This is a genomic window from Permianibacter aggregans (assembly GCF_009756665.1).
GTDB lineage: Bacteria > Pseudomonadota > Gammaproteobacteria > Enterobacterales > Permianibacteraceae > Permianibacter > Permianibacter aggregans.
This window is the reverse complement of the sequence record NZ_CP037953.1, coordinates 2311815-2330667: the sequence shown is the minus strand read 5'-3', so window position 1 is coordinate 2330667 and position 18853 is coordinate 2311815. Positions and strand designations below refer to the sequence as shown.

Genomic DNA, 18853 nt, shown 5'->3' with positions numbered 1-18853 from the left:
CCTACTCCGCTACGCGGCCATCACCGCGATGGCTGTATGCCAGACACTGCTTGTTATCAATGCGCATCATTTCGGGATGTTGCCAGCGCAATACTTCGCCCGGCGCCAACACCAATATGCCGCCCGGTCGCAAATGCTCACATAAGCCGTTAAGCAATTCGCGCCGTTTATCGTTTTGAAAATAAATCAGCAAGTTCTGGCAATAGATGATGTCGAACATCTGCTGTTTGGCGAGGCGAATGTCATTGACATTGCCTTGCACGAAGCAGGTACGCTGCCGCAGTGGCGACACCACCTGAAAATAATCATCGCCCAACGCCTGAAAATGCGTTGCGCGCTGTTCCTCGGAAATTCCCACCAGACGCCGGAGGTGATAAATGCCTTCACGCGCGCTCGCCAGCGCCGGATAGCTGATATCGGTTCCGGTAACGCCGAAATAAAACGGCCCGGTCTCTTGTTGCAATTCCTGCAGCAGCATCGCCAGGCTGTAGACCTCTTCTCCGGTGCTGCAACCGACGCTCCACACTTGCACGCTGCGCTGACGCGAATCCGGTTCACGCTGCAACAGGTTGCGACAAAAACTGCGCACCAGATCGTAGCTTTCCGGATGCCGGAAAAAGCGGGTCTCGTGCACCGTCAACAAATCGACCAGACAAGCCCATTCAATCGCCGCCTGCGCGCCATCGCGCAAGGACACGAAATACTTGTTGTAATCGGTTTGCTGCAACTCGCGCATGCGGGTCAAGAGCGCCTGCTGCAGAAACGTTTTGCGATGCGTCGGCAAATGAATGCCGGTACGCACTTCAATCAGTTTCTGCCAGCGCGCAAACTCCGCGGCCGCCATTTCCGGTGCTGCATGCATTACCACTGCCTCTTGCATCGCCGGCTCTCGTCAGCGTTAGCGCCCCGGCAATTTGAAACCGGATACCGACGACTTCAGTTCGTCAGCCAGTTCCGCCAGTTTGCCAATCTGCTGCGCGGTGACCTGGGTACCGTGCAAGGTCTGGTTCGTGATTTCCTGAATGACATGCATCGTGTTCGATACATGGCCGGCCGAGGCCGCCTGTTGGCGCGCCGCGTTGGAAATCGTTTGAATCAATTCCGCCAGGTCGGCCGATACCCGTTCGATTTCTTCCAGAGCAACACCGGCGTCCTGCGCCAGGCGAGCCCCGCGCACCACCTCGGCGGTGGAGCTTTCCATCGAGATAACCGCTTCGTTGGTGTCGGTCTGAATGGTTTTGACCAGCGCTTCGATTCGCTTTGTCGCGTTCGAGGAACGTTCCGCCAGACGTTGAACTTCGTCGGCAACGACCGCGAAACCGCGACCCGATTCACCGGCCATCGCCGCCTGAATCGCCGCGTTCAGCGCCAGAATGTTGGTTTGGTCAGCAATGTCGTTAATCAGCGAGACGATGTCACCGATTTCCTGTGACGATTCACCCAGACGCTTAATCCGCTTCGAGGTTTCCTGAATCTGTTCACGAATCGTGTCCATGCCTCGAATGGTGTTACGCACGACCTCGGCGCCGTTTTTCGCGATTTGTACTGACTTCTCCGCGACCTGTGCCGATTCGGCAGCGTTCGTCGATACTTGTTCGATGGACACCGCCATCTCGTTAATCGCCGCCGAAGCACCGGTAATTTCTTGCGCCTGGTTGCGCGAGGCTTGCGCCAGTTCGGTCGCCACTTGACGGGTTTCGTCGGTTGACGCGGACACACGCGTTACCGCGCCCTGAATCGTGCCGACCAGGGTACGCAGCTGGTCGATCGCGAAGTTCATGGAGTCGGCAATCGCACCGGTGAAGTCTTCGGTAACGGTGGCGTTAACGGTCAAATCACCTTCCGCCAGATCGCCCATTTCTTCCAGCAATCGAATAATCGCTTCCTGGTTACGTTCGTTCTGCAGTTTTTCGCGCTCGGCCACGGCTTCCTGCTCACGCAGACGCTCCTGCTCGCGGGCACGGGTGCGGATGTACAACGCCGCGATCAAAACGATAAACAGCGCACCGGCGCCGATGGTGATGTAGATACCACCGAAAATCCGGGTGTCGGAAGAATTACGGAAGGCTTCGGCCAATTCGCGTGAGTTGGTCAGCAACTGCGTGGACTGAACGAAAATCTTGTTCGAAGCGTCTTGCACTTTGAACAACTCGGAAGTGGACTGAATGATGTAGCCAACGTTTTCCTTAACGCCGGAGAAAATCGTCACAACTTCGTTCAAGGCGTCACGGGCTTCTTTGTTGGTGACCTGACGCACGCCCATGACCGGGTCGCCGTCGAGCATGCCGTTCAGCGTTTCACCGAACAGGTCGACGTCATGACCAAAGTTTTCGGCCGCGAGCGGTGCATCTTCACCGCCGGCCAGTACTTTTTGAATCGAGCGAATGATCCGTTCGGCGTACCAGACCTGACGCTGACCGAGACGCACCTGATCCGGTGGCGCATTGCTGTCGACCAGAATGTCGACGACTTTTTCGTATTCGAATTGCAACTGGGGAACGTTCTGGGCCAAATCGTTAGCCACGCCATGCAGGTCCAGCACGACGTCCTTGGCTTTCAACACGGCATCGGAGTTGGCCTTGACCTCATCCCACAGCTGTCGGGTGCGTTTGATTTGGTCGTTCTGAATGGCTTCGCTGGCCGGAGGCAGACCGCCAAACAGGATCTCATCGCGCGGGTTACCGTTGGCCAGCGTGTTGAAGTAACCGTCGAACTGAGTCTTGGTCTGATCGAGCTGGGCAAACGCCGCTTCGTTACCGCGCGCCGCTTCCGAGGCCGACTTTGACAACTGCTGCGACAATACCCGCAGCTCTTCGGCACGAGCGATACGCAGACTGTCGCGCTGATCTTCGATGTTACCCCAAAAGACGTTGGCACCACCGATGACCGCAACGAGGATCAGCAATGTGACCAATCCGCCGATGCCGGTACTTTGGCGTTCGCCGCTCAAGGGACCTTTCACTGGAGCGTTCATGTTTATTCCCCGACTGCTTGTTGCTATTGTCTGACTGACGATGGTTCGTCAATCGTTAAAAAAAGTCACAGCGAAACTTGTTTGAAACCGCTATGACGGGTCAGTGCCACCGGGCTGAATACCGGCCACACTTCTTCATTACGGGTAAAGGCGCCGAGCACATAAGGGCGCAAGGTTTCATCGACATTGACGGTGTCATCAATGCGGTGATCAAGTTCGAAATGCTGCAGGCCGAACACATCATCGACAATGATGCCGATTTGATGTTGATCTTGCGCCACCACCAACACTCGTTGGCGGCGGCCAGTCGCTGGACGCTGAAAACCGAAAAACATCGGTAAGTCGGCAATCGGCAACAAGGAGCCGCGGACGTTGGCAACGCCACGCAGCCAGGCGCGCGAACCTGGCACTTTCGTCACCTGCGGCATGTGCATGATCTCGGTGACTTCACCGAGTGGCGCGACATAACGGACGCCATTCAATTCAAACGCGATGCCGCTCCATTGATCGGATTGCTGCTGTTCGGTCTGAACCACGCCTTCCTGACGATAGCGCGCATCCAGCTCGGCGAGCACGCGAAACGGGTCGACAACTTCGCTCATCTTTTTAACCTAACAGGGAATTGACCGTGGTCATCAATGCCTTTTCAGAAACCGGCTTGGTCAGATAATCCTTGGCACCTTGTTTCAAGCCCCAGAGTCGATCGGTGGCTTGGTCTTTGGTGGTGACGATGATGATCGGAATGTGTTCAGTTTCCGGATCTTTGGTCAGTTGACGCGTTGCTTGGAAACCATTGAGGTTCGGCATGACGACATCCATCAGCACCAGATTGGGTTTTTGTTCTTTGCAGACTTTGACGCCGAGCGCACCGTCTTCGGCGGTGATTACGGTGTGACCGTTTTTCTCCAACATTTCCCGCAGCAGATGCGTTTCGGTTGGCGAATCATCGACGATTAATATCGTTGCCATTTACTTCCCCCATAAACTGATCGCATGGCCGATCAGTGCAGTTAATACGAATCGAAAAAATCAGTGTTGCGTCACCGCACGTGCTTCGACGACGTGACGCTGAATCGCGCCGAGCAATTCGTCGCGAGAAAAGGGTTTGGTCAGATACTGGTCGGAACCGACGATACGGCCTTTGGCCTTGTCGAACAAACCATCTTTTGATGACAGCATGATGACCGGCGTTTCTTTGAACGTCCGGTTGCGTTTGATCAGACTGCAGGTCTGGTAGCCATCAAGGCGCGGCATCATGATGTCGACAAAAATGATGTCCGGCCGATGGTCGGCGATCTTCGCCAACGCGTCAAAGCCATCGACGGCGGTAATGACTTCACAACCGACTTTTTTCAGCAAGGTTTCGGCAGTACGACGAATGGTCTTGCTGTCGTCGATGATCATGGCCTTGAGGCCGTTAAATTCCAATTCCATAGCCGCTAAGCTCTCCGCAAGGGCAGGTGTAGGGCGACAATCGCTGGGGGTCCGGTCGACTCCCAACCTGCTTTGTATCACAGGCAAGTCAGGCTTCCAAGCTGGTTTTTGCCTATTCGTGAAGTACTTAGCGCACGAACTTGAAGCACAATATACAAGCCGAAGCGCTACAATCGACCTCCAGTCAACCTAACAGGAAGTGTAGTCATGCCGCGCCAGCTTGCCATGGTGATGGACCCAATCGATCTGATCACGCCCTATAAGGACACCAGTTTCGCCTTGTTGCTGGCGGCACAAGCCCGTGGCGAACGCCTGCAGGTATTGACCCAGGGCGATCTCTACCTGCGCGACGGCAAGGTGTTTGGCCGGGCCATCGAAGTGCGGGTGCATGACCGTGACCAGGTCTGGTTCGAAGCAATCGGCGACAGCGACGGCGAGCTCAGCCGTTTCGATTACCTGCTGATGCGCAAAGACCCGCCTTTCGATCAGGAATTCCTCTACTCGACCTATTTGCTGGAACTGGCGGCGGCCCAGGGCCTGCGCGTGATCAACGACCCGCGCAGCATCCGCGATTGTAATGAAAAGCTGTTCGCGGCCTGGTTCCCAAGCCTGACGCCAACGACATTGGTTACCCGCGATATCAAGCGCCTGCGGGCGTTTCTGCTGGAATTGCAGCATATCGTCGTCAAGCCGCTTGATGGCATGGGTGGTCGTGGCGTGTTCGTGCTGAAAGTCGGCGATCCGAACATAACCGGCATCCTGGAAACACTGACCAACGGCGGCACCCAGATGATCATGGCTCAGCGCTACCTGCCAGAAATTGCCGACGGCGACAAACGCATTCTGATCCTGAACGGTCAGGTCATCGACCATTGCCTGGCCCGCATCCCACTGGCCGGTGAATCGCGCGGCAACCTGGCCGCCGGCGGCCGCGGCATCGTGCAGCCCTTGTCGAAACGCGACCAGGAGCTGGCCGAGCAAATCGCGCCGGAGCTGATGAAGCGCGGCTTACGCTTTGTCGGGCTCGATGTCATCGGTGATTACGTCACCGAAATCAACGTCACCAGCCCGACCTGCCTGCGCGAAATCGCCAAAGCTACCGGCCGCGATCTGGCCGGCGAATTTCTGGCCGGGCTTTGGTAAGGAACCAGGCATGAGCTTGCGAAGCAGCTACTTACTTCTGCCACTGGCGCTAACCATGGCGGTGCTGGCGCTGGCAACCTGCACGCCTGACAGCCCGCCGCCGCAAGCCACGACGCTGTATCACTTCGGCACCGTCATCGAGATCAAACTGGCCGACGCCTCCGAGGCCAGGGCCCAGGAGCTGTTCCGCCGCGCCGATGCCCAGCTCGGCCAATGGCACCGACGTTGGCATTTCTGGGAACCGAGCGAGTTGACCGCGCTGAACGCCGCACTGGCGACCGGCGAACCAGTACCGGTGGCCATCGATCTGGCTGGCCTTATCCAACGCAGCAGCGAGCTGGCTATCGATAGTGAGCACTTATTCAATCCCGCCCTGGGCAAGCGCATCGCCGCCTGGGGATTTGCCCGCCATGATCCGAACGCGCCTGCGGCGGCACCCGCCGCGATCGACCCCAGCCGTTTGCCCAAGATGGCTGACTTGAGCTGGGACGAGCAAGGCAGGCTGATCAGCACTCACCCTGACCTGCAACTTGATCTCGGCGGCATCGCCAAAGGCTATGCCTTGAATGCACTGCTGGCCGACTTGCGCAGCCAGGGCATCCAACGGGCAATGGTCAATATTGGTGGTGACATTGGCGTGCTCGGAGCGCTGCCGGACCGGCATTGGCGAATAGCCGTGCTCGGTGGCGATGGTAAGCAGGCAGTGGCGGCACTGGACCTTTACGATGGCGAACAAGTGTTCTCGTCCGGAACTTATGCGCGCCGACACCAGACTGACAAGGGCCAAAGCGCGCACCATATCATCGACCCGCGCACCGGCAACCCGGCTGAGGGCAACTTGGCGACGACGGTGCTGGGCACCGATGGCGAACGCTTGCAAGCGGCCAGTAAAGCACTGCTGATTGCCGGCAGCGATTGGCGCAGCGTCGCCCGCCGGATGCAAATCGACCTGGCGCTGGTGATTCGTGGTGACGGTGTGATTGAGGTCACATCGGCGCTGGCCGCGCGACTTGAGCCAATGGAGCCGGACGGCGACAATTGGCAGATCATTCCGTGAATTACCCTAACCGCGAGCTGTAATGTCTGTTACTCCTGCCGAAATCGTATTGAACAGCGACTCCGCCCCCGGCAGTGCCGACCGGATGACCTTCACGATGTTCCTGTCCGGCTGTCTGCATGCGCTGCTGCTGTTCGGCATCGGTTTTGTCGGTGAGGAATTCCTGAAGCCGAAAGCACCGCTGTCGCTCGACGTCGTGCTCGCCCAGCATTTCAGCAAGGAGCGGCCAAAAGACGCGGATTTTCTCGCCCAAGCCAACCAAAAAGGCGGTGGCGAAAGCGAAAAAGCCAAGCCACCGCGCAGCTCGGCGCAAGCGGAAATGCCGGCACCGGTACCGCAAGCGGTGGCGATGCCGGTGGAGGGAGGGCGGGTCGCGCAGGCGGCGCGTCAGCGTATTGTCGACGCTCAGAATGCCAAGGACAAAACCGAGAAAAGCGATCCGCAGGATGAAACCAAACCCGAGCAACAGAATCTGCAAACGGCAACGATGGTTGCCCGCAGTCTGCAAATCGCCTCGCTGACCGCCGAACTCGCTGCCCAGGATGAAATGGAGGCGAAGAAGCCGCGCACCCGTTTGGTGGCGCCGAGTACGGCCAGCGCTTCCGACGCCGTTTATCTTGATGCCTGGCGCCGGCAGGTGGAGCGCATCGGCAACCTGAACTATCCTGAAGAAGCCAAGCGCCGGGCGCTGTTTGGTCAGCTGGTCATGCGCGTCGACATCAATCCGAATGGCACCGTGCGCGAAGTGAAAATTCTCGAGAGTTCCGGCTCCAAACTGCTCGACGATGCCGCGCTGCGCATCGTCCGGCTGGCTTCCCCATTCCCGCCATTGCCGCCGGAAATCCGCAAAACCACGGACATTCTGCAAATTGTCCGGCAATGGCGATTCGAACCGGAGCATGGATTCAGCAGCCGATGAGCGAAGCGAGCGAGTTTCAGTCTTACAGCGATCATTTATTGATTGCGATGCCAAGTTTGAACGACCCGAATTTTTCCCGTTCGGTAACCTATCTCTGCGAGCACAATGAAGACGGCGCCATGGGCCTGGTAATCAACCGGCCATCGGACATGACCGTGCAACAATTGCTCGCGCATCTGGAAATGGAAATTATTGTCGAGCTACCGCAGCCGTTAATGGTCGGCGGTCCGGTACAAGTCGATCGCGGTTTTGTCATGCACAAACCGGAAACGCAGTGGCGAAGCACTTGGGCGATCAGCCGCGATGTCGCGATCACCACCTCACAGGATATTCTCGAAGCCCTGGCCCGCGGCGAAGGTCCCGCCGAGGCGATCGTCGCGCTCGGTTATGCCGGTTGGGGCGCCGGTCAATTGGAGCAGGAAATTCTCGACAATTCCTGGCTGACGGTGCCGGCACGACCGCGCATTTTGTTCGATATCCCGATTGAAAAACGCTGGGAAGCGGCGATGCGTCTGATCGGCTTTGATATCAGCCAATTATCCGGCTCAGCCGGTCACGCCTGAACGAGTGTTAGCTCTTGCCGAAACGCATCATCGCTTTTGATTTTGGCCTGAAACGCATCGGCGTTGCCGTGGGTACGGTGGCCACCGGCACCAGTCAAATGTTATCGCCTTTAGCAGCGCGCGACGGTCAGCCGGATTGGCATCAAATCGAAAAATTATTCAAAACATGGCAACCGGATTTATTGCTCGTTGGTATTCCGCTCGATATGGACGGCAAGGATTTATCGGTGACGCCAAACGCGCGCAAATTCATGAACCGTTTGCATGGCCGTTTTGGTTTAAAAGTTGAGCCGGTTGATGAGCGCGTAACCAGTAAAGAAGCACGGCAGCAATTGTTCGATTACGGCGGCTACAAAACCCTGCAATCGCAATCGGTCGACAGCCTGTCGGCGGAACTGATGTTGCAACAATATTTCGCTGAACATCCCGAAACGCCATGATGAATAAAATCGATACGCTGGCTGATGGCCGTGCTGTTTATCAGTTGCCATTTGCCAATGCGCCGCAACGCATAGCGCCGGGACAATGGCTGCAAGCCGATAACCGTCAATTGCCGGTCATGAAAATTCTCGACGAGGCGTTGTGGGTAGTTAGCGCAGAACCGTCCATTGGCAAAAATCTGATCGTAGTAGGGGAATCGCTCGGCTTCGACCACAGCGTCAATGCATTAAGCAGTGACAACGATGGCGTATTCGGGCTTCTGTGCTGGTTGTTCCGCTATCGCCAGCAATTCGGCAAAACCCCACCGCGTGTGTTCTGTGCCTTCGAACAATCGCTGCCGTTTCGGCCACAACCCTCGAAATTCCTGACACCGGAACTGCCACCCCATGTCATTGCGGCCATACCCCTGCTCGATGACTGGGGTATCGTCAGCCGAATCGCCCATCCAGCGGGCTTGCCCGGCTGTCATGATCAGCCAAATGCCTGGCAAAGCTTGCTAGCGGCCTATCCAGCCAGATACCACTTTCGCTTCGGTTGAGCACTCGAAAGCCGCGCGACAATTCGGCACAATAGCCCGCCTTTTCGCCGTAATGAAAGCCGGATAGACCATGACCGAAGCCCAGGATTTGCACGATATTTCGCTGTTACTGCGCTGCGAATCGCCGCTGATCGTGCTGGAAACGCGCGAAGAACAGCGGGCGCTCGGCTTGCTGCGTCAGGCCATTCGTAACCAACCGAAGGCGCTGTACAGCTGGAGTGTGGTCAGCGGCCTGACTCGCCAGGATTTGTCGCTGCAAGCGATGGATACCAGCGACACCACTGAACCACGACGAGTGTTGGAACATATTCGCAGCAGCAAAACGCCCGGCATTTACGTGCTGTTCGATTTTCACCCGTACTTTGATGAGCCGGCGCTGATTCGTCTGGTGAAAGAAATTGTGCTGAGCCATGAACGGGTGCCGCGCACACTGGTATTTGTTTCCCATGCCTTTGATGTGCCAGCGGAATTGAAACGGTTGGCCGCGAAAATTGAAATGCGCCTGCCATCGAGTGAGGAAGTACGGACGTTGATCATTGAGGAAGCACAACGCTACAGCCAAACCCATAACCAGAAAGTGCGCAGCGACAAAGCCGTGCTCGATAAACTGACACGTTTGCTGACTGGCTTGTCGCAAAATGATGTGCGCCGGCTGGTGCGCAATATCATTTACGATGATGGCGCCATTACCGAATCGGAATTGCCGGAAATCAATCGCGCCAAATTCGATTTGCTCGATATGCAAGGCGCCGTCTCATTCGAGTACGAAACGGCGAAATTTGCCGAAGTCGGCGGTCTACGTATTTTCAAACGCTGGCTGACCGAGCGCAGTAGTTTCTTCTCTGGTGCGGCGCCAGCAGGACTCGAAGCTCCGAAAGGGGTGTTGCTGGTGGGTGTGCAAGGTGGTGGTAAAAGCTTGGCGGCAAAAGCCACGGCCGGTTTGCTCGGTTTGCCATTGCTGCGCATTGATATCGGTGCGCTGTACAACAAGTATCATGGCGAAACTGAACGCAATTTGCGTGAAGCGTTGAAACTTGCCGAAGCGGTCGCACCAGCAGTATTGTGGTTCGATGAAATCGAAAAAGGCATGGCTTCTGATGACAACGACGGCGGCACCAGCCGACGCGTACTCGGCCATTTGCTGACCTGGCTTGCCGAGAAAAAAGTGGGCGTTTTTGTCGTTGCGACCGCCAATGCCATCGACGACTTACCACCCGAGCTGATCCGTAAAGGGCGTTTCGATGAGATCTTTTTTGTCGACTTACCTGAGACCAGCATTCGCAGCGACATTTTTGCCATTCATTTGCGCAAGCGGGAAATCCCGGCTGAAGCGTTTGATTTAACTGCGCTAGCTGATGCCAGCGCTGGATTTTCTGGCGCCGAAATTGAACAAGCAGTCGTCTCGGCGCTGTATCGCGCCCATGCTGATGGCCAGCCGCTGCAACAATCAATGCTGCTGGATGCAATTCAAGGCACACAGCCACTGTCGGTGGTCATGGCCGAACAGATCTCGACGCTGCGCGAGTGGGCACAGCGGCGCACGGTGTTTGCTGATTGAGCAAGGCTTTTTTCGTGGCTCGTGCACCAATTCGCGTTTTGCAACTTGGCACAAGCGTCATCGGCATGCGATCATCTGTCGCCTTTTTTAACACTGATGCCGCCAACGATGACCACCGATGCGCTATCGCGCCACCAGATCCTCTCCGATCGTGACTTTCTCGACCAATTCGAGCGCGCTGAGCTGGATAAATCGCTGTTCAATCATACCGGCCACCTGCGCGCGGCGTTTTTGTTTTTGCAGCGTGAACCGATGCTGCTGGCCCAGCGGCATTACACCGCGGCACTGAAGCGCTACGCTGAGTCCTTGGGCGCTCCGGAAAAATTTCACGCGACGATCACTTATGCGATTCTGGCGATTATGTCTGCGCGTCAAGGCGTGCAACGCTGCGCTAGCTGGCGCGAATTCATTCAACGCAATCCGGATTTGGCCAACCATGCCGATCAGTTATTGAACCAGTACTATCACCTGAAGACCCTGCAATCCGACGAAGCAAAGAAAAGCTTCGTGCTGCCGGATAAAGCCACACTGGCAAAAATGATCAGCGCATCCAATGAGGCCAGTGCAGTTTCCTGATCTCGGTTTTCCGTGCGCTCAGAATAATTGGAAGTGTCGGCTTGCTTTAGCGTATAGGCCGTTTAACGTTCACCAAACTGATAACGCAAACCCAGCACCCACTGCCGGCCGCGCTGCGGCAATTCCCGAACAATATTGCCATCGGCATCGACACCGAGTCCTGCGCCTGGTTCTGCCGAGTAACTTTGTTCATCACCGATGTTTTTGATGCCGGCAAATAGCTCCCACTGCGCGCTCAGCATAAAACGGCTATGCAGGTTGTACAGCAAATAGGAATCACCGGTGTCGAGCGCCGGGATCTCACTGCCGTAGACGCCTTGCAGATCCAACTGCCAGCGATCGCTGATTTGCCAGTGATTGATCAGCGCAAACAAATCCCGAACGGCATAGTCACGACTATTGGCAAAATCGGCCGGTGCGTTACTGGTATCGACATCAAAGACATGACTGGCATTCAAACGCAGTAGCCATCCTTCAGCAACCTGCCACGAGGCTTCCATTTCAATACCGGACGATTCCACATCACCACTGTTGATGATCGTGCTGATACCACCGCCGATCGGAATGCGGCCAATCAAATCCTCGATCAGCTGGTGATAAACGGTGATGCCCAGCGAGGCATCGCTGGTGCTGTGTAACCAACTCAGTTCGTTGCTGGTACCGGACATCGCTTTCAGCGTGTAGGGCGGTTGCAATACCAATGACGGGCGAATGAATTGATCGGCTTGTGAGGGCGGAATGAACGATTCCGAGTACTGCAGCTTCAACGTCTGGTCATTCGGGAGCTGCCAGATAATTGCTGCGCGTGGCGATACTTTCGATTCGCCCGGATCGTATTGATCAAGCCGGGCACCGAGCACCGAACGCACACCGGCACCAAAAGCGTGATCCCATTGGCCATAAACGCTGTATAGCTCGCGATCTTGATCATCGACCAAGCGATGGGCATCGTCATCGAGCAAGCGCACTTCACCAAAATAGGTGAACGGTGGTCGGGTGTCGTAGTTGGCGTAACTGGCCGAACGCGGAATCTGGCCGATTTCCCAGGCGACGCCATAATTCAACACATCATTGGCACCGAGGTAATGCACCAAGTCAGCGCTTATTTGATACTCATGATGCTTCAATGAAGGCCCGGCGATTAAATCGCCGGACAAAAATGGCGGTACACCATTCGGCGCCAAACGCGTTAAACCTTGCCAGCTGGCCGACAACCATGACAGCGCAACATTCCATTCCAGATTGTCGATCGGTTTTTGCCAGGAAAGGCGGGCATTGTTCTGTTCAGTTTCGCTGAAATTGATGGGGTTGGCCAGGCGACCAAGCAAATAAAATTCTTCACTGCGCCGCCAATGGTGGCGCAATTGCAATGCGAGTTCAGCATTGCCGACACTGGCTTGCAGATCACGACCGCGACGCGGGTCGCTGGTACCGTCCTGGATACGCAGTGGATCGAACGCGTTCGGGTAGTCGTCGCCTTCGTCGTCCTGCCACTCAGCCCACAAACGCCAATGCCATTGTTGTAAATTGCCGTCGCCGGTTTGCACACCGGCGCGCTTGTGCTGAAAGCCGCCGACTTCTACGAACGCTTCCTGTTCCGCCCGTTCCGTTCGACTGACCAGATTAATTACGGCCAACATCGCGTTGCCACCGTACAGCGCCGAACCGGGACCGCGCACCACTTCGACACGCTGATACGGCGTCAGAGAAATCCAGCGATTGGCGCCGGTGAAATTGCCGGTGTATTGCGAGTTGATGCGCTGACCATCGATCAGCAACAGCACCATGTAACCATTCGGGTTGTAAATGCCGCGACTTTCGACGACGGCTTTGCCGGAACTGTCGCTGCCAACAAAGGTGTAGGTGCGCATACCGGGCACCAGATTCAGTAACTCATCGAGCGTGCTGGCGCCCAAGCGACGAATTTCCTCGCGGGTGAACACGGTGACCGAGCCCGGTGATTCTTGCGCGGTCAATGCCCGGCGCGCCGCGGTTTCCACTTTCACCTGGCGCAGTTCGTCCAGGTCGAGCGCGAATAACTCGTCGACCGATTCCGGTTCGGCAGCAACGATGGTGCCGCTGGCAAACACGGCGAACAGCAAACCGGGGCGTGGCGACATGAAAGGGTCCGTCAGACGGCGATGGCGTAAGTCTAGAACAAATGTACAGTTATGGTAGCGGAATGCAAGCCGAATGCGCTTGGCGACAGGGCGGCTTCACCAGTAAAGTGCCCGGCGATTTTCCCGGATTGGAGTCCGAACATGAGCCAGCGAGCGCAGACTGCCAACGCTGTTTTGATGGTGCCGCCCGATGATTTTGGCTTCAACGAGCAAACGGCTCGCGACAATGAGTTCCAGCATCCGCCCCAGGCCGGCGAAGACTGGCGCAGCGAGGTGGCAAGCGAGTTTGCCGCCAGCGTCGCGGCCTTGCGCGGCGCCGGTGTCGATGTCGTGCTGCTGCCGAAGAACCCGGTGCTACCGGCCTTGCCGGACGCGGTGTTTCCCAATAACTGGTTCAGCACCTGGCCCGATGGCCGCGTCTACCTGTATCCGATGCGCACCAGTAACCGCCAAGCCGAAGTGCGGCCGCAGGATTTGCGCGCAGCCCTGGAACATGCCGGTTATCGGGTCGGCGAGATGCACTCGGTTGCGCACGCACCAGGCCAGGCGTTGGAAGGCACCGGCGCGCTGATTTTTGATCACGTCAACCGCAAGGTCTATGCCGCCCGCTCCGAGCGCTGCGATTCCTTGCTGGTGCAACAGCATGCGCAGGCACTCGGCTATCAGGCCATCGTGTTCGAAACCTGTTCCAGCCACGGCCGGCCGTTCTATCACACCAATGTCATGATGAGCATTGGCGAGAATTTCGCGCTGGTTTGCAGCGAAGCGATTGTTGCCGAACAACGCGCCGAGGTGCTGCAAGCATTGCGCGCCGACAAGCGCGACCTGATCGAGGTCAGCCTGGCGCAGGCCGAACAGGCGTTTTGTGCCAATATCCTGCAATTGCAAAACCGGGATGGTGGTCAGGTGATTGCCATGTCAGCCTCAGCGCTGGCCGCATTCAATGCTGAGCAAAAAGCCGTATTGAGCCGTCACGGCCAATTGCTGGCTTTGCCGGTTACCACGATCGAGCATATGGGCGGCGGCAGCGCTCGTTGTATGCTGGCGGAAGTCTTTTTGCCGAAGAGATAAGCCGTGGAATTGCTGCAACAGGCGCTGGCCCGATTTGACCAACTGAATAGCGCCGATCCGGTACTTGAGAATGGTGAGCCGCGAGCGCTGCTGTATGGCCAGCGGATGAGCGCCCAGTTGCAGGCATTCTGCCCGTCAGCATCGGTGGTCTTGCAGCTGGCGGTGCGGGCTCAGCATCTGGAGCGCTGGCAGATTGCACGCGAGCAATTCAACGCTGACCGCGCCGGCTACCACGCCTGGCGCAAAGCCTGCGCCGAACACCATGCCCGTCGCGCCGGTGAAGTACTTGCCGAACTCGGTGCCGACCAGGCGCTTATCGCTCGAGTCGGCCAGCTGATTCGCAAAGAGCGATTCAAGGCCGACCCGGAAGCGCAAACGCTCGAAGACGTCGCTTGCCTGGTATTCCTGCAACACGAGTTCGACGCGTTTCTGGCCAAGACCGAGCCTGAGAAAATTCCGGCGATAGTGCAGAAAACCTGGGCCAAGATGTCGGCAGAGGGCCGGCAAGCCGCCCTGGCGGCGCTGCCACGTTTACCCGACAAGGTACAAACCGCGCTGAACTCGGCGCTGAGCAGCGCCTGAAACAGCAACCGCTGATCATTTTTTAAGCATTGCAGGGTCGGGGCAGGATCGGTATGATCCGCGTCCCTTTATTTAAGGCGTGCGGTACCTGCACCCGGCTCCGAAACAGGGTGGAGCCAGGCAAGTGGTGACAGGCGGCGGCACGCGGAGAGACGTATCATGAAAGACGGTATTCATCCTAAGTATGCGGAAATCACCGCGAACTGCTCCTGCGGCAACGTGATCAAAGTCGGCTCCACAGCCGGTCGCGATCTGAACCTCGACGTCTGCGCTGCCTGCCACCCGTTCTACACCGGCAAACACAAAGTCATCGACAGCGGCGGTCGTGTTGATCGTTTCCGCAAGCGTTTCGGTACCGCTCGTTCGACCAAGTAATGCTTCGGATTCCCCCAAAAAAGGCGCTAATCAGCGCCTTTTTTTTCTGCCTGCCGAGCGGTGCCACGCTGGCCGATGGCTGTCTGTTGCCGTCGCCAGTCGAGTCGGCCCAGGTCGCCTCGGTCACCGACGGCGACACGTTGCGCCTGACCGATGGCCGCAAGCTCAGGCTGCTGGCCATCGGCGCTCCGGAGATCGACTGGGAAAACCAGGAAAACTCCGAAGCCTTCGGCCTGACCGCGAAAAAGCGCCTGCAATGGCTGCTGCCAAAAAAAAGCGCCGTGATGCTGCGCCATGACCGCGACAAATACGACCGCTTTGGCCGCTCGCTGGTACAGGTCATCAATGCCGATGGCATCGATGTCGGCGCCGAACTGGTCAAGGATGGCCTCGCCTATACCTACATTTTCCCACCCAATGACGGGCTGCTCGGCTGCTATTTCGCAAAGGAAAAACAGGCCCGAAAAACCAAAAGCGGCATCTGGTCTCTGCCACGCTTTCAGACCCGGCCAGCGGCAACGGTGCCGGACAGCGAATCTGGCTATCAATTGCTGAGCGGCAAAATCACCCAGCGCGATCAACGCGGCGAAGTCCTGACCCTGGAACTTGATGGTCGGGTGCGGGTGAAAGTGCGTGGGCTCGGCAGTGCCGCCTATGCTGGTATGAACCTGCCAAAGCTTGGGCAAACCATTACCGTACGCGGACCGCTGAACTGGAAGCAGGGCAGGGGAACGCTCGATATCCGTCATCGCCAGGGCTTCGACCGACCCTGAACCCTCATTGGGCTTTAGTCGGATTGCGCATATCGCTGAAAACTGGTTGGGCCATTACTGTGCAAGGCCCGTAAAATGGCTACACTAGACGGCGTTATTCCCTCCCCCAATCTCTTTATATTCAATAGGTTAGATAATCATGCAGAAGGACAAACGGCAGGCCGCGCTGGATTACCATGAGCAGCCAATGCCGGGCAAACTCGCGATTTCCATCACCAAACCGACTGAAAACGTTTCCGACCTGTCCTTGGCCTACACCCCGGGTGTCGCCGAGCCAGTCCGGGAAATCGCCAAGGATCCGGCTGCCGCTTACCGTTACACCGCCAAAGGCAATCTGGTCGCTGTGATCACCGATGGCACCGCGGTGCTGGGCCTTGGTGATGTCGGTGCACTGGCCGGCAAACCGGTCATGGAAGGCAAAGCCGTATTGTTCAAAAAGTTTGCCGATATCGATGTGTTTGATATCGAAGTCAATGCCGAAAGTCCGCAGACCTTTATCGAAACCGTCGTCCGGATTTCCCCGACCTTTGGCGGCATCAATCTCGAAGACATCAAAGCGCCGCAGTGTTTCGATATCGAAGAAGCGCTGATCGAACGTCTCGATATTCCAGTGTTCCATGACGATCAACACGGCACCGCCGTCGTTATCGCTGCTGGCTTATTGAACGCGCTGCACCTGTCGAACAAGAAAATCGAAGACGTGAAAATTGTTTGTCTCGGTGCTGGTGCCGCGGGCATTGCCTCGATGCGTCTGTTGGTCAGCATGGGGGCCCGCCGCAGCAATATCTACATGGTTGACCGCCAAGGTGTGGTGCATTCGCAGCGCCGCGATTTGAACGCCTACAAATTCATGTTTGCCAACAACACCGACAAGCGCACGCTGGAAGACGCGCTGACCGATGCCGATGTGTTCATTGGCGTTTCCGGCCCGGACTTGGTCACGGCGGATCAAATCAAAAAAATGGCGCCGAATCCGCTGGTATTCGCGCTGTCGAATCCGGATCCGGAAATTCATCCGGATACCGCCAAAGCCGCACGTGAAGACATCATCATGGCCACCGGCCGTTCGGATTTTCCGAACCAGGTCAACAACGTGCTCGGCTTCCCCTACATTTTCCGTGGTGCACTCGATGTCCGGGCCCGCCGCATCAATCAGGAAATGCTGATCGCTGCCGTGGAAACCATCGCCCAGATCGCCCGTGAACCAGTGCAGCAAGACACCTACAAAGCCTATCCGCACCTGAAAGAAATTACCTTCGGACCGGATTACATCATTCCGAAACCGATGGATAACCGCTTGCGCGAACGTGTACCGGCGGCGGTTGCCGCTGCGGCGGTACGCACCGGTGTCGCGCAATTGCCATATCCAGCGCACTACCCGAAACAAAAGTAAGTCTCGGAGCAGTAAAAAAGGCGCGTAACGCGCCTTTTTTTATTTCAGCAAAGATTAGAACATAAATGCAACGCGCAATGAGGTATTGTTGCCGTTGATCTCGAAACGTTCATTGTAATCCCAACCGCCAACATCAACTTCATACTGCATGCGGGTGTAACGCAAACCCATCATGACAAAGTCGGTAAATTTGTAATCGATTTCGATGATGCCACCGAGTGTGCCATCAAAATTGAAACGCGGTCCATAAACGCCTTGCAACGCGATATGCGTTTCATAACTGCCGCCGGCGCCAAAACGCCAGTTGTCGCCGCTGTAGAACAAGGCCACATCAAGTGGCATGCGCTTGAATGCAACGCTGCCGTTGTCGGCATGCACACCATCTTCCTTGTAACCGATGGTCGTTTGCAGTTGCAGTGATTCACTTAAACTGAACACCCCACCAGCGGCCAGACTGACGCCACCACCGGCACTGATCTTGGTCCTCTCCCGATCACCGTCGTCATAAATCAGCTCGACATCAGCCAATTTGTCGCCACCATGGGCAAACGCCAAATCAAAATACCAGTCAGCCGCTTGCGCCTGAGCCGCAAGGGTAATCAGTAACACCCCAAGAATTGCCTTCTTACTGCCCATGTCTTCACTCCAGCTTATCGTCGGATAGGCTTTGTTGTTTTCATTTAATGATTGGCGAAACGAACGAGTTGAAGCGGGAAGGAAACATTGCAGCAACGATTCCGTTCGTCATTCGGTCTGGCAGGCACCAAGCCGGTCCATTGCCGGCCGACGCCGGCGCGCGCATTCTACTGCTCGGCAAGAGCAATGCAAGCGGTTATGCTGAGACGATTGCGCAACAACAAGGAAAGCACAATGAAAACCCGCCATGCTGCTTGTAGCTGTGGACAATTAACCGCAACCGTCAACGCCGAACCGGTGCGCATTTCGGTATGCCATTGCCTGGCCTGTCAGCGCCGCACCGGCAGCGTGTTCGGTATGCAGGCTCGCTTTCCGGCATCCGCGGTTGAGATAACCGGAAAGAGCCATCAGTACCAACGCACCGGCGACAGCGGTGGAACGGCCGAATTCCATTTCTGTCCGCACTGCGCCGCCATTGTTTACTACCGGATTCTGGCGCAACCGGAAGTGCTTGCCATACCAGTTGGCGTTTTTGCCGACCCGAGTTTTCCGCCACCAACTGTCGCGGTTTACATGGAGCGCAAACATCCGTGGGTACAAATGCCAGCGCAATGCGAGTTGTATGATTAAGCAAAACCACAGCGCTTGTACTACGCTGATTAGCAACGTTTACGCTGTTCACTTTTGCGCAACGCAAACG

General features: G+C 56.6%; 21 protein-coding genes. 14 read left to right on the top strand and 7 right to left on the bottom strand.

Annotated features, from left to right (window positions below):
* Nucleotide 1: 1 nt before the first annotated feature.
* The 5 genes from E2H98_RS10330 to pilG all read right to left on the bottom strand — a co-directional run bounded on the left by E2H98_RS10330 (nucleotide 2) and on the right by pilG (nucleotide 4408).
* The gene (locus tag E2H98_RS10330; RefSeq protein ID WP_133589522.1) at nucleotides 2–880 is read right to left on the bottom strand and encodes a CheR family methyltransferase; all 879 of its coding nucleotides are present in this window, start codon (nucleotides 878–880) and stop codon (nucleotides 2–4) included.
* 18 nt (nucleotides 881–898) lie between these two features.
* Entirely contained in the window at nucleotides 899–2974 is a 2076-nt protein-coding gene (locus tag E2H98_RS10325) for a methyl-accepting chemotaxis protein (RefSeq protein ID WP_133589524.1), read from the bottom strand.
* A gap of 65 nt (nucleotides 2975–3039) precedes the next feature.
* Complete coding sequence (locus E2H98_RS10320) at nucleotides 3040–3576, bottom strand: chemotaxis protein CheW (protein WP_133589526.1); 537 nt, start codon at nucleotides 3574–3576, stop codon at nucleotides 3040–3042.
* A 4-nt stretch (nucleotides 3577–3580) separates the two neighbouring features.
* A complete protein-coding gene (locus E2H98_RS10315) occupies nucleotides 3581–3943 on the bottom strand; it encodes a response regulator (RefSeq protein WP_133589528.1) in 363 nt (120 codons plus the stop codon).
* 60 nt (nucleotides 3944–4003) lie between these two features.
* Nucleotides 4004–4408: a twitching motility response regulator PilG gene (gene pilG / locus E2H98_RS10310; protein ID WP_133589530.1), complete on the bottom strand. Its 405-nt coding sequence runs from the start codon at nucleotides 4406–4408 to the stop codon at nucleotides 4004–4006.
* 207 nt (nucleotides 4409–4615) lie between these two features.
* Here pilG and gshB point away from each other — a divergent pair, with 207 nt between their 5' ends.
* The 8 genes from gshB to E2H98_RS10270 all read left to right on the top strand — a co-directional run bounded on the left by gshB (nucleotide 4616) and on the right by E2H98_RS10270 (nucleotide 11203).
* A complete protein-coding gene (gene gshB / locus E2H98_RS10305) occupies nucleotides 4616–5551 on the top strand; it encodes a glutathione synthase (RefSeq protein WP_133589532.1) in 936 nt (311 codons plus the stop codon).
* A gap of 10 nt (nucleotides 5552–5561) precedes the next feature.
* Entirely contained in the window at nucleotides 5562–6608 is a 1047-nt protein-coding gene (locus E2H98_RS10300) for an FAD:protein FMN transferase (protein ID WP_157591336.1), read from the top strand.
* Nucleotides 6609–6630: 22 nt separating this feature from the next.
* The gene (locus E2H98_RS10295; protein WP_133589536.1) at nucleotides 6631–7527 is read left to right on the top strand and encodes a TonB family protein; all 897 of its coding nucleotides are present in this window, start codon (nucleotides 6631–6633) and stop codon (nucleotides 7525–7527) included.
* The gene (locus E2H98_RS10290; protein ID WP_133589538.1) at nucleotides 7524–8090 is read left to right on the top strand and encodes a YqgE/AlgH family protein; all 567 of its coding nucleotides are present in this window, start codon (nucleotides 7524–7526) and stop codon (nucleotides 8088–8090) included. The genes E2H98_RS10295 and E2H98_RS10290 overlap by 4 nt, the downstream gene beginning before the upstream one ends.
* Nucleotides 8091–8104: 14 nt before the next feature.
* Complete coding sequence (ruvX, locus tag E2H98_RS10285; RefSeq protein ID WP_133589540.1) at nucleotides 8105–8530, top strand: Holliday junction resolvase RuvX; 426 nt, start codon at nucleotides 8105–8107, stop codon at nucleotides 8528–8530.
* Entirely contained in the window at nucleotides 8527–9069 is a 543-nt protein-coding gene (locus tag E2H98_RS10280; RefSeq protein WP_133589542.1) for a hypothetical protein, read from the top strand. The genes ruvX and E2H98_RS10280 overlap by 4 nt, the downstream gene beginning before the upstream one ends.
* Before the next feature lie 70 nt (nucleotides 9070–9139).
* The gene (locus E2H98_RS10275) at nucleotides 9140–10627 is read left to right on the top strand and encodes an AAA family ATPase (protein ID WP_133589544.1); all 1488 of its coding nucleotides are present in this window, start codon (nucleotides 9140–9142) and stop codon (nucleotides 10625–10627) included.
* 96 nt (nucleotides 10628–10723) lie between these two features.
* Nucleotides 10724–11203 (top strand): hypothetical protein, encoded by a 480-nt coding sequence (locus tag E2H98_RS10270; protein WP_133589546.1) that lies wholly within the window; start codon nucleotides 10724–10726, stop codon nucleotides 11201–11203.
* A gap of 62 nt (nucleotides 11204–11265) precedes the next feature.
* Here E2H98_RS10270 and E2H98_RS10265 read toward each other — a convergent pair whose 3' ends face one another.
* On the bottom strand, nucleotides 11266–13323 hold the full coding sequence (locus tag E2H98_RS10265) for a TonB-dependent receptor plug domain-containing protein (RefSeq protein ID WP_133589548.1): 2058 nt from the start codon (nucleotides 13321–13323) through the stop codon (nucleotides 11266–11268).
* Between the two features lie 141 nt (nucleotides 13324–13464).
* Between E2H98_RS10265 and E2H98_RS10260 the strand changes: the two genes are divergently transcribed.
* The 5 genes from E2H98_RS10260 (at nucleotide 13465) to E2H98_RS10240 (ending at nucleotide 17517) form a co-directional block, all read left to right on the top strand.
* A complete protein-coding gene (locus tag E2H98_RS10260; RefSeq protein WP_133589550.1) occupies nucleotides 13465–14394 on the top strand; it encodes an arginine deiminase-related protein in 930 nt (309 codons plus the stop codon).
* A 3-nt stretch (nucleotides 14395–14397) separates the two neighbouring features.
* Nucleotides 14398–14976 carry a DUF4202 domain-containing protein gene (locus tag E2H98_RS10255; RefSeq protein ID WP_133589552.1) on the top strand — a complete coding sequence of 193 codons (579 nt, stop codon included), beginning with the start codon at nucleotides 14398–14400 and terminating at the stop codon, nucleotides 14974–14976.
* Nucleotides 14977–15135: 159 nt separating this feature from the next.
* The gene (gene rpmE / locus E2H98_RS10250) at nucleotides 15136–15351 is read left to right on the top strand and encodes a 50S ribosomal protein L31 (protein WP_133589554.1); all 216 of its coding nucleotides are present in this window, start codon (nucleotides 15136–15138) and stop codon (nucleotides 15349–15351) included.
* Nucleotides 15351–16124, top strand: coding sequence for a thermonuclease family protein (locus E2H98_RS10245; RefSeq protein WP_133589556.1), 774 nt, complete (start codon nucleotides 15351–15353; stop codon nucleotides 16122–16124). Before rpmE ends, E2H98_RS10245 begins: the two co-directional genes overlap by 1 nt.
* Before the next feature lie 139 nt (nucleotides 16125–16263).
* Nucleotides 16264–17517 (top strand): malic enzyme-like NAD(P)-binding protein, encoded by a 1254-nt coding sequence (locus tag E2H98_RS10240; protein WP_133589558.1) that lies wholly within the window; start codon nucleotides 16264–16266, stop codon nucleotides 17515–17517.
* Between the two features lie 54 nt (nucleotides 17518–17571).
* On the opposite strand, the gene E2H98_RS10235 is transcribed toward E2H98_RS10240, so the two are convergent.
* On the bottom strand, nucleotides 17572–18153 hold the full coding sequence (locus E2H98_RS10235) for a hypothetical protein (protein ID WP_133589559.1): 582 nt from the start codon (nucleotides 18151–18153) through the stop codon (nucleotides 17572–17574).
* Between the two features lie 234 nt (nucleotides 18154–18387).
* Between E2H98_RS10235 and E2H98_RS10230 the strand changes: the two genes are divergently transcribed.
* Nucleotides 18388–18783 (top strand): GFA family protein, encoded by a 396-nt coding sequence (locus E2H98_RS10230; RefSeq protein WP_133589561.1) that lies wholly within the window; start codon nucleotides 18388–18390, stop codon nucleotides 18781–18783.
* Nucleotides 18784–18853: the final 70 nt, after the last annotated feature.

Bases quoted from the DNA above. Each gene is read 5' to 3' on its own strand.
- E2H98_RS10330 (WP_133589522.1), bottom strand. From the start codon at position 880: ATGCAAGAGGCAGTGGTAATGCATGCAGCACCGGAAATGGCGGCCGCG.
- E2H98_RS10325 (WP_133589524.1), bottom strand. From the start codon at position 2,974: ATGAACGCTCCAGTGAAAGGTCCCTTGAGCGGCGAACGCCAAAGTACC.
- E2H98_RS10320 (WP_133589526.1), bottom strand. From the start codon at position 3,576: ATGAGCGAAGTTGTCGACCCGTTTCGCGTGCTCGCCGAGCTGGATGCG.
- E2H98_RS10315 (WP_133589528.1), bottom strand. From the start codon at position 3,943: ATGGCAACGATATTAATCGTCGATGATTCGCCAACCGAAACGCATCTG.
- pilG (WP_133589530.1), bottom strand. From the start codon at position 4,408: ATGGAATTGGAATTTAACGGCCTCAAGGCCATGATCATCGACGACAGC.
- gshB (WP_133589532.1), top strand. From the start codon at position 4,616: ATGCCGCGCCAGCTTGCCATGGTGATGGACCCAATCGATCTGATCACG.
- E2H98_RS10300 (WP_157591336.1), top strand. From the start codon at position 5,562: ATGAGCTTGCGAAGCAGCTACTTACTTCTGCCACTGGCGCTAACCATG.
- E2H98_RS10295 (WP_133589536.1), top strand. From the start codon at position 6,631: ATGTCTGTTACTCCTGCCGAAATCGTATTGAACAGCGACTCCGCCCCC.
- E2H98_RS10290 (WP_133589538.1), top strand. From the start codon at position 7,524: ATGAGCGAAGCGAGCGAGTTTCAGTCTTACAGCGATCATTTATTGATT.
- E2H98_RS10280 (WP_133589542.1), top strand. From the start codon at position 8,527: ATGATGAATAAAATCGATACGCTGGCTGATGGCCGTGCTGTTTATCAG.
- E2H98_RS10275 (WP_133589544.1), top strand. From the start codon at position 9,140: ATGACCGAAGCCCAGGATTTGCACGATATTTCGCTGTTACTGCGCTGC.
- E2H98_RS10270 (WP_133589546.1), top strand. From the start codon at position 10,724: ATGCCGCCAACGATGACCACCGATGCGCTATCGCGCCACCAGATCCTC.
- E2H98_RS10265 (WP_133589548.1), bottom strand. From the start codon at position 13,323: ATGTCGCCACGCCCCGGTTTGCTGTTCGCCGTGTTTGCCAGCGGCACC.
- E2H98_RS10260 (WP_133589550.1), top strand. From the start codon at position 13,465: ATGAGCCAGCGAGCGCAGACTGCCAACGCTGTTTTGATGGTGCCGCCC.
- rpmE (WP_133589554.1), top strand. From the start codon at position 15,136: ATGAAAGACGGTATTCATCCTAAGTATGCGGAAATCACCGCGAACTGC.
- E2H98_RS10245 (WP_133589556.1), top strand. From the start codon at position 15,351: ATGCTTCGGATTCCCCCAAAAAAGGCGCTAATCAGCGCCTTTTTTTTC.
- E2H98_RS10240 (WP_133589558.1), top strand. From the start codon at position 16,264: ATGCAGAAGGACAAACGGCAGGCCGCGCTGGATTACCATGAGCAGCCA.
- E2H98_RS10235 (WP_133589559.1), bottom strand. From the start codon at position 18,153: ATGGGCAGTAAGAAGGCAATTCTTGGGGTGTTACTGATTACCCTTGCG.
- E2H98_RS10230 (WP_133589561.1), top strand. From the start codon at position 18,388: ATGAAAACCCGCCATGCTGCTTGTAGCTGTGGACAATTAACCGCAACC.